At 59.5% G+C, this 16,999-nt stretch carries 14 protein-coding genes; 6 read left to right on the top strand and 8 right to left on the bottom strand.

Going from position 1 to position 16,999, the window contains the following annotated elements; genetic code table 11:
• Window positions 1–4: 4 nt before the first annotated feature.
• From BW919_RS06635 to BW919_RS06620, 4 genes are read right to left on the bottom strand one after another with little or no spacing between them, the layout of a single operon-like run.
• Window positions 5–334, bottom strand: a complete 330-nt coding sequence (locus tag BW919_RS06635; RefSeq protein ID WP_088336232.1) for a NifB/NifX family molybdenum-iron cluster-binding protein — start codon at window positions 332–334, stop codon at window positions 5–7.
• Complete coding sequence (locus BW919_RS06630) at window positions 335–574, bottom strand: hypothetical protein (protein ID WP_198324593.1); 240 nt, start codon at window positions 572–574, stop codon at window positions 335–337. It lies immediately after the preceding gene.
• A gap of 6 nt (window positions 575–580) precedes the next feature.
• Complete coding sequence (locus BW919_RS06625) at window positions 581–763, bottom strand: 4Fe-4S binding protein (RefSeq protein WP_088336231.1); 183 nt, start codon at window positions 761–763, stop codon at window positions 581–583.
• 39 nt (window positions 764–802) lie between these two features.
• Window positions 803–1,207 carry a hypothetical protein gene (locus BW919_RS06620; protein WP_088336230.1) on the bottom strand — a complete coding sequence of 135 codons (405 nt, stop codon included), beginning with the start codon at window positions 1,205–1,207 and terminating at the stop codon, window positions 803–805.
• Between the two features lie 80 nt (window positions 1,208–1,287).
• Here BW919_RS06620 and BW919_RS06615 point away from each other — a divergent pair, with 80 nt between their 5' ends.
• Genes BW919_RS06615 through feoB form a run of 4 tightly spaced genes read left to right on the top strand, consistent with a single transcriptional unit; the run spans window position 1,288 to window position 5,233 of the window.
• Window positions 1,288–1,659: a CBS domain-containing protein gene (locus BW919_RS06615; protein ID WP_088336229.1), complete on the top strand. Its 372-nt coding sequence runs from the start codon at window positions 1,288–1,290 to the stop codon at window positions 1,657–1,659.
• Window positions 1,660–1,663: 4 nt separating this feature from the next.
• Window positions 1,664–3,004 (top strand): acetate--CoA ligase family protein, encoded by a 1,341-nt coding sequence (locus tag BW919_RS06610; RefSeq protein ID WP_088336228.1) that lies wholly within the window; start codon window positions 1,664–1,666, stop codon window positions 3,002–3,004.
• Between the two features lie 44 nt (window positions 3,005–3,048).
• Window positions 3,049–3,276, top strand: a complete 228-nt coding sequence (locus tag BW919_RS06605; protein ID WP_232452872.1) for a ferrous iron transport protein A — start codon at window positions 3,049–3,051, stop codon at window positions 3,274–3,276.
• 4 nt (window positions 3,277–3,280) lie between these two features.
• Window positions 3,281–5,233, top strand: a complete 1,953-nt coding sequence (gene feoB, locus BW919_RS06600; RefSeq protein ID WP_088336226.1) for a ferrous iron transport protein B — start codon at window positions 3,281–3,283, stop codon at window positions 5,231–5,233.
• A 526-nt stretch (window positions 5,234–5,759) separates the two neighbouring features.
• On the opposite strand, the gene BW919_RS06595 is transcribed toward feoB, so the two are convergent.
• Both BW919_RS06595 and BW919_RS06590 read right to left on the bottom strand, forming a co-directional pair.
• Window positions 5,760–6,209: a ferritin family protein gene (locus BW919_RS06595; protein WP_088336225.1), complete on the bottom strand. Its 450-nt coding sequence runs from the start codon at window positions 6,207–6,209 to the stop codon at window positions 5,760–5,762.
• A gap of 294 nt (window positions 6,210–6,503) precedes the next feature.
• Entirely contained in the window at window positions 6,504–7,031 is a 528-nt protein-coding gene (locus BW919_RS06590; protein ID WP_088336224.1) for a hypothetical protein, read from the bottom strand.
• A gap of 1,906 nt (window positions 7,032–8,937) precedes the next feature.
• On the opposite strand from BW919_RS06590, the gene BW919_RS06585 reads away from it, so the two are divergent.
• Window positions 8,938–9,135: a hypothetical protein gene (locus tag BW919_RS06585; RefSeq protein WP_088336223.1), complete on the top strand. Its 198-nt coding sequence runs from the start codon at window positions 8,938–8,940 to the stop codon at window positions 9,133–9,135.
• An 848-nt stretch (window positions 9,136–9,983) separates the two neighbouring features.
• On the opposite strand, the gene BW919_RS06580 is transcribed toward BW919_RS06585, so the two are convergent.
• Window positions 9,984–11,501, bottom strand: a complete 1,518-nt coding sequence (locus BW919_RS06580; protein WP_088336222.1) for a hypothetical protein — start codon at window positions 11,499–11,501, stop codon at window positions 9,984–9,986.
• Between the two features lie 6 nt (window positions 11,502–11,507).
• Entirely contained in the window at window positions 11,508–12,983 is a 1,476-nt protein-coding gene (pelF, locus tag BW919_RS06575) for a GT4 family glycosyltransferase PelF (RefSeq protein ID WP_088336221.1), read from the bottom strand.
• 476 nt (window positions 12,984–13,459) lie between these two features.
• On the opposite strand from pelF, the gene BW919_RS06570 reads away from it, so the two are divergent.
• A complete protein-coding gene (locus BW919_RS06570; RefSeq protein ID WP_088336220.1) occupies window positions 13,460–14,848 on the top strand; it encodes a B12-binding domain-containing radical SAM protein in 1,389 nt (462 codons plus the stop codon).
• Window positions 14,849–16,999: the final 2,151 nt, after the last annotated feature.

Genomic DNA, 16,999 nt, shown 5'->3' with positions numbered 1-16,999 from the left:
AGGATCACTCCTCGGGTAACTCGCCGCGGGCGGCCTTCAGGGCCGCCTCTTCCGGATCGGTCCCGGGTTCCGCTACGTAAGCCTTTATCCCTTGGGCCTTGAGACCTTGGAGTGCGTTGGGACCATAACGCGCGGCGACCGTGGCTTCGACGTTCATTTCCGTGAGGACCGTGAGGATCTGCCTACCGGCTCCGCGCGGGACGTTCGCGACCGGATTACCCTTGGACTCTACGAGCTCGACGTCGTCATCCTTCACCTCGTACACGCGGATCTCCGGAGCTCGGGCGAACCGAGTGGACACCCCATCACCCTCCACCATTACAGCCACACGCACTTACCTGGGACCCCCTCGCCCCGGACCACCGCGACCTCCGCGGCCGGGACCGCCACGGCCCATACCGCGTCCGAGACCGGCGTAGCCTCCCCAAGTACCAGGTCCGGGGTTCAGCCGGTGGATGAACACGGCTGGGGCTCCGCAGTTCGGACAGCTCGAGGGCTTGGGAGCACCGTACGGCACCTCGATGATCTCACCGCACCTGGAACACCGGAAGACCTTCACGTCGCGTCGGATCAAGCCCGATCACCCCCTCTTGGGTTCCATCCGGAGCGCACTCGCCGGACAGGCCCGGTCGCACGCTCCGCAGGCACGGCACTTGGAGGCGTCCGCCTCGACGTACCCGACGGAGACGAGGAGAACACCGGTAGGACAGGCTCGCATGCACTCACCACATCCCTCGCACTCCGAAGCGTCGTGCACGAACACCGCCTGAGGTGTCTTCGCCCGGGTTACTTCTCTCCCTGGTTACTTCTCCCCTTCCATCTCTCGCAGCCGCTTCTCGAGTTCCTCGAGCTTCTTCCGCAGCTCCTCCACCGTCTTCCCGCTTTCCGAGCCCTTCGGCACGCTTTCCGCGAGCTTCTCTACGGCCTTGGCGAAGTCTTCCCCGAAAGCCTCGCGTATCGCCTCTAGTACCTCCTTCCTGGTCTCCTCGTCCGCCGTTGCTAGCCACCACCAACCACCTCCCCAACCGGGACCACCGCGCCAGCCTCCTCTCCACCAACCACCGGGCCACGCAGGTGCCGGCGTACTTCCTTCACCCAATACCTGCCAGGCGTGCTTTATCTCTCCCGTTTCCGTGTCCTCGTAGAACGCGTGTGGACCTAATCCGCACCTGCACGGGCCGATGTACCTATATCGTCGGCTCGCCATGCCTCTCCCCCCTTAGGCTCTCCTAACGCCGCGATTAGGGTGACCTAACGCGGTAATAAAACTTTGGGGATGGAGAGGCCGTGCCCACGGTCCGGGACGCGATGACCGAGGACGTAGTGGTCGTGAGGCCGGACGAGCCCCTGGAGCGCGTGCTCCGAACGTTCGCGTCCGAGTCGATCCACGGGGTGCCCGTCGTCGAAGAGGGTAGTCGATTGATCGGGATCGTGACGTCGGTCGACGTTGTCCGCGCCCTGGCCTCGGGCGAGTGGAGGGAGCTGACCGCGGGCGAGGTCACCCGGAAGGCCGTGACCGTGAACCCCGACGAGGATCTCGAGACCGCATTAGACCTGATGGCGGCCGTCGGTGAGGACCGTGCGGTAGTGGTCGAGGACGGGGAGGTCGTCGGAGTACTCACCGTACTGGACGCTATCCGCGTGCTGTTAGGGGAGTGAACCGTTGAACCGGCTCTTCCACCCGGAGGCAGTCGCCGTGGTCGGCGCTTCCCGAGATCCCTCGAAAGTAGGTCACGGTGTCTTCCGGAACTTGCTACGCGACTTCGACGGGCCGGTGTACCCGGTGAACCCCCACGCCGACGAGCTCCTAGGTCGACGCTGCTATCCGTCGCTCCTCGAGCTCCCCAAACGGGTTGACCTCGCGGTGATCGCGGTCCCCGCTCCAGTCGTCCCGGAAGTGGTACGCGAGGCCGGGGAAGCAGGAGTACCGTACTGCGTGGTGATCTCCGCGGGCTTCTCCGAGGCTGGCAACGAAGACCTCGAGCGGGAGCTGGTCAGGACCGCCCGGAAGGTCGGCGTCCGGCTGGTAGGCCCCAACTGCCTCGGGATCATCAACGCGAAGATCGGGTTGAACGCGTCCTTCTCGGCGGAGTCCCCTCCTCCGGGCAACATCGCGTTCGTGACGCAGAGCGGGGCCCTCGCGACCTCGGTAATCGACTGGATCTCCTCCGGGGACGTCGGGGCCGTAGGCGTGGGATTCAGCAAGTTCGTGAGCCTGGGTAACGCGGCCGACCTGGACTTCCCCGACTTCCTCGAGTACCTGGCGGAGGACGACGATACCGACGTGGTCGTGCTGTACCTGGAGGGCGTCAAGGACGGGTCGCGGTTCCTGGACGCGCTGTCCGAGTGCTCCGGGCGTAAGCCAGTGATCGTGCTCAAGGGTGGCAGAACGGAGGCTGGGGCCGAGGCGGTCGGCACCCACACCGGTTCACTGGCGGGATCGGGAGAGGTCTACGAGGGACTCATCGAGGGGGAGGGTGGTATCTTCGTGAGAGGGTTCGAGGAGGCGTTCGATGCGGCGAAGCTACTGGCAAAGGCAGGTCCCCCGACTTCGGACCGTGTGCTGATCGTGACGAACGCCGGGGGCGGCGGGATCCTGGCGACGGACGCCCTGCACGAACTGGGCTTCGAGCTCCCGGAGCCCGCGGGAGACCCTTCGGTATTGCCACCGGAGGCGGCCACGGGTAACCCCGTCGACGTGTTGGGTGACGCGAACGCGGAGCGCTACCGGGTCGCGCTGGAGGAGTTCGCTGATTCCGACCGGTACGGGGCCGTGATGGTTATCCTCACGCCGCAGAGCGTGACGGAGCCCGTGAAAACCGCACGGGCGGTCGTAGAGTTCGCCGAGGAGTTCCGAGGACCGGTAATCGGTGTCTGGATGGGACGACACTCCGTGGCGCTTGGGATCAGGGTTCTAGAGGAGGGTGGAGTGCCTACGTTCCCCTCACCCGAGCGCGCTGCGAGGGCACTGTACCATGCGGCCAGGTGGGCGGAAGTATTATAATGTTAGGCACGCCTAACAATTAAATATCAACGGTGGGTGGTGCCGTGAGGACGCTGTTGGAGGTGCCAGAGGGGAGGACGGTCCGCGTCGTAGACGTGGCCGCCGGTAAGGGAGCGGCCGCTATGCTGTACGAGCTCGGGATCCGGCCCGGAGCACGCGTCGAGGTCGTGAAGTCCGGTCCGGGTCCCGTGATCGTGCGCGTCGGCGGTGCGAAGTACTCCCTGGGTCGCGGCCTTGCGGCCAAAGTGATCGTCGAGGAGGAACAGGGGTGAGGCGATGAGGACGGTAGCGCTGGCGGGACCACCGAACGTGGGTAAGACCACCATAATGTCCCGTGTCTGCCGCGCGAACCTGGAGGTCGGGAACTGGCCAGGAGTAACTGTCGAGAGGAAGACGTGCACGTACGAGTTCCGAGGGAAGCGGTACCGTCTCATCGACCTACCGGGCACGTACAGCCTCACGGCTTTCTCCGAGGACCAGCGCGTCGCCCGCGACTACCTGCTCGGCCGGACCGACGGTAAGCCGGATGCCGTGGTCGTCGTCGGGGACGCGCTCAACGTGGCCGGAGCCGTTCGCGTGTTCCTCGAGATCGCAGAGCTCGGGTACCACCACGTCATCCTGGCCGTGAACATGCTCGACGAAGCGGAGCGTACGGGCATCGGCATCGACCTGAAGCGACTGGAGCGCGAACTAGGAGCTCCTGTGGTTGGCCTCTCCGCGAAGCGAGGGTACGGGATCGAGCGCCTCAAGCGCACGATCGCGGACGTCGTGCAGGGAAGGGTCGAGCCGAATCCCATATCCCTCCGATACCCTCGCGAGGTCGAGAGGGCCGTGAAGAAACTCGCCCCGGAGGTCGGCGGGAAGCTCCGTGAGTACCCACCGCGCTGGGCCATCCTCAAGCTTCTCGAGGGGGACCCCGAACTCCTCCAGGAACTCGAAAAACGCGATCCCGAACTTCTAAAACGGGTTAAAGAAGTCAAGAAACGTATCGCCGAGCGGACCTCCCACGACCCGGCCGTCCTGATCTCACAGGCCCGAGACGAGCTCGCCACGCGGATCGCCCGGAGCTGCGTGACGGGTCGGCCTTCGCTCTCCCGTCAGGACCGGATCGATCGCGTCCTCACACACCCTGTGTGGGGCACCCCCTTCGCCCTGGGCGTGCTCGGGACGGTGTTCGCGTTGTCGTTCTTCCTGGGTGACCCCATCTCCGAGCTCGTGGAGGGGGCGTTCGACCACCTCGTCTGGTTCGCTCGGGGTCTGCCCGCACCGTGGTCCGACGTCTTCGCCGAGGGCGTGATCCCAGGCGTGGGAACAGTTCTCGCCATGTATCCGTACGTGTTCGTCATGTTACTGCTCCTCACCGTGCTCGAGGACATCGGCTACACGGCCCGCCTCGCCGCTTTAGCGTCCGGTCTGCTCGCCCGCCTCGGTCTCCACGGCAAGACCGTGTTCCCCGCAGTCCTGTCCCTTTCCTGCAATGTGCCAGGGATCACGGCGAGCCGGATCATCGAGGATGAACGGGCCCGTCTACTGACCGCAATCGTCGTACCGATGATCCCATGCGGTGCTCGCCTTGAGGTGATTACGTACCTAACGGCGAAGCTACCGGACCCCTGGCGCGTGCCGGCCGCCGTCTCCATCTACGTCGTCGCCCTCTCTCTGTTCGCAGTCACGTCCTACGTCCTACACCGCCTCCTCTTCGGTAAGCCGGAGCCCCACCACGGGCACGTGATCGAGCTCCCACGCCTCCGTAAGCCACACCTACGCACGGTGCTCACCGTTACTTGGCTACGCTCGAACGAGTTCCTCCAGAAGGCCGGTACGATCATCTTGGCGGCCTCGGTCCTGCTCTGGACCGCCACACGGTACCCGAAACCGTTAGGGACCGGTGGAAGCGCGATCGAGCTAGTCGGTAAGTCCCTAGAGCCGGTGACGGTAGCCCTCCTAGGGCTGGACTGGAAGGAAGCCGTGGCACTCCTCAACGGGATTGTTGCGAAAGAGACCGTCATCTCCACCCTCGCCATGCTGCACGCGCACCCCACACCCGAGAACGCCTACGTGCTCACCCTGGTGAGCGTGCTGTATATCCCGTGTGCCGCCACGATAGGTGCGGTCTACTCGGAAACCGGTTCCTTGAGATACACCGCGCTCTCCGTCGCGGCGAACCTATCCCTCGCGACCCTGGTCGGCGCGGCAGCGCACCATGCGCTCGTAGCGCTCAGCGGCTGAACTCGCAGTTACGTTGTTTTCCCGTGAATGGTGTCCCGACTGTCACTCCTTCTCACCCAGGAGGGAGCCCGGCCGATGAGGAATGGCGCCGGGACGAGGACCTCCCGATGACCTGGGGTAACGGGAGCTGAGGCCCACGATGTGGTAAGTCAGCCTACTCCAAGTCCGGAGGTCGGCTTATGAGCTCACGGTTTGTGTTCACGGCTGCATTCATCGGCGATCTAGGGCGACACCGTCTCAAGGGCGGATTTAACACCTCAATCTCTCCCACATCGACACTTGAACATCTTCGACGCTCCTTAGCTCAATCTCGGATTCGAGCCGTCACGACGAGATCGACCTTCACGACGGCGAGCCCACGCTTCGGTACATATCATTCGATTTTGAAACCAAATTGTTTCCACGTTCACTTCGATCCGTCGGCGTCCGTTAAGATTCTGAGGTTCCGGGTATCGCGAGGGAGGGGGCGGCGTTGCTTAAATATCCTCACTAACCTTATCTCGCCTGGCTGAGCCGACGGTCGGGATCAGTAAAAGAGGAAGAGGAATGAGGAGGCCGAGGAACGCCGACCGGTGACGAGGGTCGGTGTTACCGACCCTCGCTCCAGACGTTCTAACAGGTTCCTCAGCATCTTCGCGTGTCGCTCCTCGTCGTGCGCGGTGCTTATCAGGTACGCCCGTACGTCCTCACCCATCTCGTCCCCGTACTCCTTGATCACGTTCCTCCTGAGCTCGGCGGCCTGCGCCTCCCTCTCCGCCAGTCGCTCGACCTCCGACTTGATGTCCTCGCTCAACTTCCCGGCGATCCGGGCTACGATCGCGGCGTGTCTCAGCTCCTCGTCCGCGATCTTCCTGAACGTCTCGGCGACCTCGGACATGCCCGCTTCCTCCGCCAGTCCGGCTATCGTACGATACACGGTCACGGCCTCGCTCTCGTTCTTGAACCACCTCTCGAGATGTTCCTCCAGCCCGGACATTGGTATTACCCGGGCGTACCGGCGCGTGCGAGGCTATTATAAACTTCGATATCCGGTAACGAGGAAAGTGATAAGGCGCGACCGGCCTCGTACCGACCGATGGTTTCCCAACGTTTGGTTCCCCAACGTTAACAACCACCACGGCCCACCCGGAACGGTCGACGGTCGTCGTTTGAGAATTCGTAATTCCGAGGTTCCACCCACGGACCCCGGGAACCGATGAAGACCGTTTCACTTCGGAAGTAACGACCGAAAGTCGCGGGGCTGAGGTGGTTCGAGGCGGCGGGAGGGCGTTCACCGCCTCGTCGCACCGACCAGTACCAGCGCGCAGAGCGCTCCGACGACCACTAGTGGCGAGACCGGTACGTCGGCTGGGTTCCCACCGTACTCACCCCGATGTTGGTGTTGCTCGCCCTCGTGCTCGCACGTCGACGTACCCGTGACCTTCAGCTCTCCTAGGCACTTCACCAGAGGCTCGTAGCCCTCCTTCTCGACCTTGACCCAGATGTAGAACGTGCCCTCCTTACCCGGCGCGGTGAGCTGGGCAGTCACGTTACCATCAGAACCAGAAGTGGTCTTCACATAGTGACCCTTGGTCCACTCCTCGGGCGGAGAATCCTTGTGTTCATCACCCGCTATCCTGATCACAACTGAAGCATCAGGTACCGGCTGGCCCGTCGACGCGTCGACGATCTTGAACTTGACCGACAACCTCGAACACACGTCTACCTGACTAGGGTAGTCGACGTCTTTCACGTCCAACGTGCCTGCCGCCGCGGCGGGTGACAGGATCGCCAGCAGACCAAGAATGGCAGCCAGCAAACCTCAGTTCCCACGTACTAAGCCGTTCGAACATGAGGTAATTAAGGATAGTGGGACTTTCCATCACACACGCGGTGTCACCGTGTCCCGGTGCTGTCGGTTCCTCGGTCGTGAAACGGCGCGGGCCGGACCGTAGGTCAGAACTCGGTCGATGTGATCGGGACACGGTAGATCGGGCCGATGCGGAGTGGCTCTGCGGGGAGGCTCCGATGACCTCCGGGTAACGGGCCGAGACCCGGCGGGGGGAACGCGGATGAGGAGGTCGAGGGACGCCTATCGATGATGAGGGTAGCACATACCGACGGCGATCTCTTTTGGACCGGCACCGGCTCGCCGAGTGGTGATCCGAACTCCTCTCTCGGATGTGGTAATGGGTGGCTCGGGAACGCCTGCCCCTCATCACCCGTCAGCGCCCGAAGGGTTCCTCACCGATGTTCCCGGTCGAACAGCTGCACCGATCATCACCGTTCAGTAGACTAAAGGAGTCGTCATCCCCACCCCCCTCAGAGACCGGAGTTAAGAGGCGTGATGCGACCGTCCCCGGCTCCACTGGGCGCTATCGTACACGTGTCGATCGATCGCTGGACGTGACGTAGCGTCCCGTTTCGGACGTCATCGGGTCAAGGCATCCAGCAGCTCCTCTGTCGGTTCGGCACCCACCAAGACGGTCCCCCGGTCCGTCTCCAGACGGCCAGGCGCGATCGTCGGCGCGAGTACACATAACATCGGCCCACGCCCCTCACCCAGTAGAGGCCGACGTAGCCGAAGACGCCCCCGAAACCCAGAAGTCGGACACCTGGAGATCGATCGTGCCCACCGTTCCTTTCACGGCCAGGGTGACGCGTCGTCCCGTGGAGACGATCGTGATACGGCGTTCGCATACCACCACGTGCGTCGGGGCCAGGAGCCAGGCCGCGGTTAGGGATGATACTAGGACGCTACCGAGAGGCCGACGGTGACGTTCCATAGTGCCGTAAAAGCCGTAGCCGCGCAGGAGAAGGACAGGACGGACGCCGTAACGAACCGGGTGGGTCGGTCGTAAGGAATCGGAAGACGCAACCGGTTTCCCCTCTCAGGAGGGTAGACGGATGCCTCTCCGCGTGCCATGTAGGTGTCCGTGATCATACGGAGCTGTTGTAGTGCCGGGCACAGCCCACCGATCGGTGTTCCGCCGTGACCGGCCCCACGATATCCTCTCCGGGAACAGGGACTCGACGTTCCGGGTACTACCTCATCACCTTCTGGAGCTCCCTGACTCCTAAGCCCGTACGCAAGACACCTCCTTCGAGCGGCTTTGTTCCTCAGCCTTTCGATCGGCGTCATGTCCGTTTTCTCAACGGTCGACGAGGATATTACCCACTCGGAGGTCGAAGGCCACGGTGACGGCTACAGTACTGGTGTCATCAACGCACGGTACCCCATGACGGATGATCGCGTAAAGTAAAATGAAACAAATGTGTTCAACATCGCACCTCGAACCCGTGCCCCCGAAGGACCTCCTCGAGCGCGGAGAGTATCCGATCGGCAACTTCAACGAACCGTTTCGCGTTCTCTGTCGGTGTCGTAGGGGAACTCTACCAGGTAACGAGCGTCCGTGTACGCGTCGGACAGAAGAACGCCAGTGTTGCCTTGATACCCAATTGCACAGCCTACTCGGCGTGGAACGCGGTCTACCTGCACATACCCTACTCCAGGATGAACCTCGCAAGCTCGAGCGCTTCACCGGCATGATCACGCAGCTATCACGCCTCCTCGTAAGATCCCACGTGGGATCGCCCCGTGACCCAGGAGGACGTCCCGGAGTGGTACGTGGGACACCTCCGGAGGTAGTACCGGCTCTTCCTGGAGTACGTTCGGAGATGGAAGTACTGGATCAGCCGGATCGCAAGGGGTGATCCGGGAGCGGGTGGACCCGCGGTCCGAGGTGATCGCTCTCGACAGCGTGATCAAGGGAATGGTTACGGGCGGTTCCGACGTGGACGTGCTCGTCATCACGGAGCGGGCCCGCGAGCTGAAATCGTGTTGCTACCATCCGACGATGATGCGTAGATCATACACGAATAATGCGATGTCAATACGAGTGCCAGTCGATGATCGTACGTAAATATTCTCACCGATCGGTGTCGCGTCCGACGGAGACGGGCGTCGGGTGAGAGTCCCGGAACCTTACCTGATTCTGGGAAAAACGTCTCGGAAGAGTGCGAACGCGTGGCCGGATCGCCGGTCGAGATCCTACTAGGATTCCAAATCGCCGGTCGCGCTGCCCCTGGCGGTGGCCCGGGCGGCGCGCCATCACAGTGATCCGGAGGCGGAGTTGATACGGAAGTTCGCGGCTCTCACCAAGGCCTTCATGGATGATTTATGCGAAACTCATCAGACTACTGACTAGACTGGGACGGAGACGGGCCGGCGCAACGTCGCATCATGGGAAGGGACGCTTAGCGGTAGTGGAAAAGAGGATGAGGATAAGGAAACAAGGAAGGTAGCAACGGAAGCGGGAGCGGCGAGGGGGGTCTTTAGGCGCGGACCCGGCGCCTCTGCAGAACCACCGGCGGTACCGGGATCTGGGAGAACAGCTTCGAAGTCAATCACCTCTGGAACGTGGAACGGCAAGCTCGTGCCCCGTAGTGACGGCGTCCACCGAGAAAGATCGGATGCGAAGGGGAGTTAGTGAGAGTTCGAAGGGTCCTGAACCGGGAGTGATTGGGTATGAGTAGTCCGTCTCACGCCGAGGCCTGCAGGGCCAGCCCGGCAGAACCGGTAAGAGGATCTTCAACCCCCTCCATGCGGGAAGACCACGGCCGAGGTGCGGTGATGGAGACTCTTTTCGCAATGTTCAGGTGAATCGGGAAACCGACCACTCGGATGGGAGCCGAACAACTACGACCGTGGGAGTACCCAGGACACGAACGCGACCTGCCGGGCGGACCGTTGTCCTGCTCCCCGGACCGTTTACAGACCCCGTGGGCGGACCTCTTCGATCCCGCGTCGCCGGATTTCGATCACGTAGGAAACGAAGTTGTTGTAGGAGAGCACCCGGTACGCCTCCGTGTGCAGGTTGAGCCACATGCGGACCGCGGTCAGCGCGCATACGGTCGCAGAGATGCAAGTCCCAATCAGGTAGCCGAGGGCGAGCCACTCCACACCCCATCGATGCCACGCCAGGATCTCCGCGACGGAGACGAGGGATAGCGCCACCGTCGCCTCGATCTCTCGGCGGAACATGATCAATTGCGGGTACGTGTAGACCACCAGCGCCCCCGGGACGCTCCCCAACAGGTATAGGATCAGGAGGTCCGGGTTCGCACCGGCAAGTTTCCATTCGATCCACTTCATCAACGTTGCCAGGATCCCGAACGTCGGGACTGGGGCGTGGCTCAGTGTGTGGATCAGGGTGGACGACGCCTTCAGGGCCGGTCCGAGGAGGTACATGGCGCCCTCCGACATCCAGTGATGGAACCATGGTTTCACGAACGAGGCGGGCACCAGTGCCAGGACGCCTGAGAGTGCGAGGGCTATCCAGGTACCTTTGAGGAACCGGAAGAACATCCGACGCCCTATCCCCTCGAGCTCCCTCGACTCGACTCTGTAGATCATATCCAGATCGTTCCCGACGTCGGTCCAGAAGACCCCGGCCGCGAACGTACCGGCCAGTAAGGGGACCATCCCCACGAACGCCGGGACGTCAAGTGGTGGGTACGGGAATCCCCGACAGCACCAGATGACGATCTTGTCGAGGAACATCATGGCGTAGTACGCGATCGAGGATAGCATGATTACGAAGTAGTCCAGCGCCGCAGCGACGGCCACGACCAAGCACCCTACCAGGTACTCCTTGGTGATTTCGGGATTGTTCTCGAGGTGCTTCCGCGCGTTCGCGACGAGGCTCACCGTCAGGGCGACCGCCAGGAGGGACGACGAGAGCACGAACGACCTCAGGACGTCGGAAGTTAGCGCCGAGAGGACCGCGAACGACACCGAGAACGCCATCCACGAGATCACGATCTGCAGGACGGACCTCCACCGGCACTCCCCACAGCTGGCCTCTACCATACAGGTCAGGGTGTAAACGATACCCGTCAACTCGGCAGCCAGGACGACGTCGTGCGAGAGCTTCACGCCGAAAGATGCCGAGAGCAACCAGCTCAGAAGGCACGGCACGGGCGGGTAGACAACCGCCACCAACGCGAGAACGCCGATGACGGGGGACAGCACCCGTAGGTACCTAGCGTCCGCCACCATTCGCGAACCCAGGACCTGGAAAGGTGATGACGAGAGCAAACCCACGATTAGGCTGAAGCCGAGCTCGGGTAGATCGTTCATGGACATCGACTCTAACAGCGTCAACAGCGTGATGACGCTCCAGACGGGGGTGAAGAGTAGCGCCGATCTAACGACAGATTTGAGGTCCGCCCTCCCCTTCTTCACGTCCCGAATGGTCTTGTCGATAGCATCCGACAGGAACCCCATTCGACCTCACCCAGGACCGGGGATCGCGTACTTCACGTATCGTCGCACGTACTCATCACACATCCGGGTGATGTCGAACTTCCGAGCCTTCCTAGTCGCCGTGTAAGACATTTGGAGGAGGGCCTCCGGGTCCTGAAGCAGTTCCAGGAGGACCCGCGCGCCGGCCTCGTGATCCTCCGAAGGGAACGTCCGCCCTATCTCCTCCTCGACGATGTAGGGGACCGCACCTACCTCAGACGCCACCACGGGACATCCGGCGCTCATCGCTTCGAGAAGGGCCATGGGGAGCCCTTCGGACCTGCTCGAGAGCACGAACACGTGGAACTTGTGGTAGAACCTCAGGATTTCCTCCGGAGGTCGAGACCCGTGGAACCTCACGACCTGCTCTAGCCCTTGCCGCTCGATGATCTCCTGACACCTCTCGTAGTGCTCCCGGTCGTCGATGGGCCCCACCACGTGGAATCGGACCCGGTTCTTCCCTACCTCCTCAACCACCTTCGCCGCCATCCGGACGAACACGTCGATCCCTTTGATGGGTTCGACCCGGGCGACCGTCCCCACGTGGAACTTGTCCGCCTCGCAGAATTTCTTCTCTACGTCCGAGGGTGGTGGGAACTTCCAGGTCTCGATCCCAGAGTAGATCACGTCGACACGGTCCTCCGGCGCACCCTGCTCCACGGCGTGTTCCCGGTGGTAATCGGAGATCGCAAGAACTTCATCGCAGTACTGGTAAGAGGTTTTGATCATTGACTCGAAGCATCTCCGGTACAGCTCCCGGACTGTATCCCCGAGCCCCTCGAGGCGAGTGTCCAGCTCTCGGACCAGGACGCCGTGCTCCGTGATGATGTACGGAGTTCCCTTGACAACCTTCCTGACGGCGCACAGGAAGCCGCACACGCCGCAGTTCTGAGGGTGAGCCACGTCACACTCTGGCATGTGGCGGGCGCCAGAGGCCGCCCCCATGACGAATGAGCAGACGTTCGCCACCGCCCAGTACAAGTCGCTGAACCGCTCATCCGAACCCAACTGGTCCTCCACGTACTGAGCCAGCGTGTAAACCGTGGGCCCTTCTAACACTCTCACTGGGTTCTCCGAGACCTCGTACAACCGTTCTAGCATCTCCCCCTCCAGTGGCTCGCCCTCCAATATGTACTCGAAGGCTCGCTCCAGGACGTGGAAGCCCTCAGGAGCCCGCTCACCCCGTCGCCCAAGTAGCCACCGTATCCTGTGGACGGGGAACACGCGGGCCACCCAGCGGCGCTTCCCAACTCGTCTCGGTACCAGCTCTCGAACGACCACGTCCCGGACGTTCTCCGGGATATCAACGACAGGTTCCGCTTTCCCTGAGGGCGCCAGACAGAGCACGTTGAACCTGACGTTTGAGGAGTGCTCGATGAGACGCTGTACCCAGGTGGTGACCCCGCCGAGAGTGATGGGATACGTTCCCTCCGTTACAATGGTGACCTCAGGCTTGCCCAACATGGTCCCCGGTGTCTGTTGCCGAGCGTACAACCCGATAATATGCATTTCTCGTGCAAGTTCTACTAAACTAACGTTAACTCACCTGGGCTAAACTGAGCTAATGTTTCGAAAACATCAACCTGTAGGATCGTCGATAGGTAGGTACGTACTGGTTCCCTCGGGTGACGCCCGACGTGGCACATTACCGTCCCCGGATCCACCGAGAGAGAAGAGATCCCTTGACGCGTACGTACCTGTAACCGGTCGTGCGGGGTCTAACCCAATGTCCCGCTAACGACATTCAACTTTCCGTACGCTCGACTAATTCAGTCGAGTAGGGTACCGCATGATGGACGGGGTGACCGCAGTCGTGCATCGTATTTATTCGTAAACCATGATCTGGGGTTACGAGTCGCGTTTATGCGAACGCGAAACGTTCAAGGGATCGTCTAGGATTCACTGACCCCTGCCCGAACCCTCCAGGGGAGTCCTAAGCGTTGAAGGTCTTACTGGTTCAACCCCCGTATAACGACGATATCAGGAAAGTCCTAGGTGCTACGGCGTTTCCCGTCGGGCTACTGTACTTATCAGCTTACCTGGAGCGAGAGGGGTTCTCGGTCGATATCGTGGATTGCCCAGCCGAGGGGTTGGACGTCGAGGAAGTGGTGAAGATGGCCTCAGGGTACGACGCCGTAGGGATCACCGTCACGACGCCCGCCGCCCCGTACGCGTACGAGATCGCCAGGCGCGTCAAGGAAAAGGGTGTGTTCGTGTTTCTAGGCGGTCCGCATCCGACGTTCATGGACGGAGAGGCCCTTCGGGAGAGTCACGCGGACGCCGTGGTGAGGGGAGAAGGTGAGCTCACGACCGCCGACCTGTTGGACCACGTGGACGGCTGGGAGGATCCTGACATGTCGGATGTGCCGGGCATTTCGTACCTAGACGAGCGCGGTAAATTGATACGAAACGACGACCGGAGACCCATCGAGGACCTAGACTCGCTCCCCCTACCGGCGTACGACAAGATCGATATCTCGTTGTACGCTCCTGATCCCGACGAGCCGTACGCCCCGGTGATCACGAGTCGAGGTTGCCCGTTCCAGTGCGCGTTCTGCGCTTCTTCTAGGTTATTAGGGAGGGAATGGAGGGCCAGGAGCGCGGACCACGTGGTCCGTGAAATAGAGTACCTTGTGGAGGAAAAAGGCGTGGAGCGTATAGAGTTCGTGGATGACGTGTTCGCGATCACGGTCTCCAGGGTAGAGGAGATAGGGGAGAAATTACGGAAGGAAGGAATCGACGTACCTTGGGACTGCGGGACCCGGGCCAACCTTATGACACCGGAAATGGCGAAAGCGCTCCAGGAGTACGGATGTCGGTACGTGTACGTGGGCGCCGAATCCGCGAGTGACGAGACGCTAAGGAAGATCAATAAACAGATCACCACGGGCGACGTGTACGCGTGTAGGAAAGTAGCAGCCAGGTACGGGCTCGGGGTTTTGTTCTCGTTCATACTCGGGTTCCCGTGGGAGGATCGGGATGACATCAAGAGGACCATCCGGTTCGCCATCGACTTGAAGCCGGACTACGCCCAGTTCACGGTGTGCACTCCGTACCCAGGGACACCACTCTACGACCTGGCTGAGAGGAAAGGCCTGATAGAAACCAAGGACTGGTCTAAATACACCACGCTACACCCTGTGATGAGGACGCTGTACCTCTCGAGGAAAGAACTGAAGAAATTACTCAGGAAGGCGTACGTGAGGTTCTACCTCGACGATCTCCGGTTCCTGAAGATAGCTAAGGACTCGGGCTTCAGGATCGGTAAGAACGTCCTCAGGTCGACCGTTTCAGCGCTGTTTCATTACGTTAGGGATTGGCTCCTCTAACCCGCGTGACTCCGAACTGACCTATGTCAAAGACGCGCCCACCGGCCGGTTCGTTCAGTGTGGAGTGGCCATCCGGACCTATATCTTACCGGACGATCACGCCACACGGAGGGTAAAGGAAATTAACGTACCGGCGCTACATCCGGAGTCCCCATACGGGAGTCCTAATTGACCAGAAGAGATAGTTGATGTCTGTCCGGACCAGGTGGTTGATACCACTAGTAGCCGCGATGATGGCGTCAGGACCGGTGCTGTTGAAACCACTGGCCCCGAGAGACGCACCAGCACACGCGTTCGGGGCAGAGTACGCATGGGAGATCCTGATAGGGCGCACTCCGCCAAACCTATGTTATTATTGGTACGCATGGTTTCCATACCCCATCTTCTACTGTTTTTTACCTTATTATTTAATAGCTCCATTAGCTAGGCTGACCGATGGACCACACGCATTCGCTTTGGGATTACTAGCAGCCTCTATATTATTTTCTTACAGTATATATAAGCTTACCATGAGCTTTGGATTCAAAAGAAGATCTGGTGATTATGTCTCCTGTAATATTTCTACTCACGTTAGGAGTGTTAGGTTTATGGAAAGCACGTCGAGAGTCGTGGATGCGAATAGTTTTTATATGCTGGGTGATTGCGTATGGACTGGCAGTCACTTGTATAACCGGAATAATAACCAGGCTGCCACTGGGTAAATATACTTCTAGATAGATTCACGTGTGCACTTCTAACGCCTCTGACGGCATTACCTGCATGTTATTTACTGGAGCACGGCTATAAGGGAGCGTATCTTTCAGCCATATTATCTGTGGTAACTACGATCTTGATATCATGGAACCACATTTTAACTATTCATGTTATGGAAATACCTGAGACCAAAATGGTATCTGTTTGGATTTCTAAGCATCGTATGAAGGGCCCCATGGTAAGGATAGGAGTGGGACCGCTGCTTAGGATGTATAACGAGGCCAATCTATCCCCACATAGTTCCATACGAATTGGACCTAGGTTCACTGGATACTTCGCACAAGGGATCCATACTTCCACGCACTGACTGAAAGATCAGAATGGGAGGTATTCTAGTGGTATGACAAGGAATTCGTAAGAACAATATGTCGATTAGCCAACATTCAATACTTAGTGACCGCAACGTCTCAAGTTTCTGAGGTCAGTCGTCGCGCCGGAATGGCACTAGTATATCGAGTAGGACATGTGCTGGTGTTAGAGAACAGTAAAGTGTCTGATGCGGAAGCTGTAGATCCTATCGGAGTGTGCGACCCGAACTATAACGACGTACGATCATTAGCACGAGACTACACTACTGCCCTTAACATTGTACCTAAGTATGGATACGAGTACATTTTTGCCACAGTACAGAAACCAAAAGATCTCAGTATGTTCCACAAGATAATAGTTAGACCGAAATCTTACAAAGATGTCAAACTGGCGGTGAAGCTAGCGAGCGAAAGCAGGTAAGTTATTTTAATACTACCATTACAACTGGATAGTAGGACTACCAAAAAATTGTCTAAAGTACTCAAAATAAAATTAATAAAGGTAAATATTAGGCTACATCTTAGGTATTCTAACGCCGGTAATCAATGGAATTTACCTGTGCGACAGTCGAGGAAGTTGCCGAAAGTGTATATGGTAAACGGAAGATGGTTCAAGGACATTAAAGCAGGTGCTGGGATAATTAGAGTGGTCGGAATAGACTTACCAATGGTAGCGGTACGACCACACTCAGTAACAATAATCCCGTGTAGTTGTATTCCACCACTTCCTGGTAAGCGTGAGCGCTGTTTATACTCTAAAATACTTGAGAAGTTTAGAACTAATCTATCACCACTACCTGCGAAAGTTAACTGGTGTACGATTGATGTGGATACACGCGGTTATAGATGGGTCTTAATTAAAGTAAAGCATTTTCCGGCATGGCATGACGGAATGGAAGGGCATTCATTGGACCTGGCGGAACGATGGTTATCTTAGTAAATTCATCTCTGTCACGGGTAATTCTGTATTTCTCATTCCCGACATAGCTGTACTCGGTGGGGGTCGTAGGGTTCACACTAGGAGTGCTAGCTCTCGTTCTGCGTAGGATTACACACGGATCGGAGATTAGACTAGGGATGTCAACACTAT

This window comes from Methanopyrus sp. KOL6 (assembly GCF_002201915.1).
In the GTDB taxonomy this organism is placed as follows: Archaea; JAADCQ01; Methanopyri; order Methanopyrales; family Methanopyraceae; genus Methanopyrus.
Note: the sequence above shows the minus strand (reverse complement) of the source record. Positions and strands in the feature narration are given on the sequence as shown.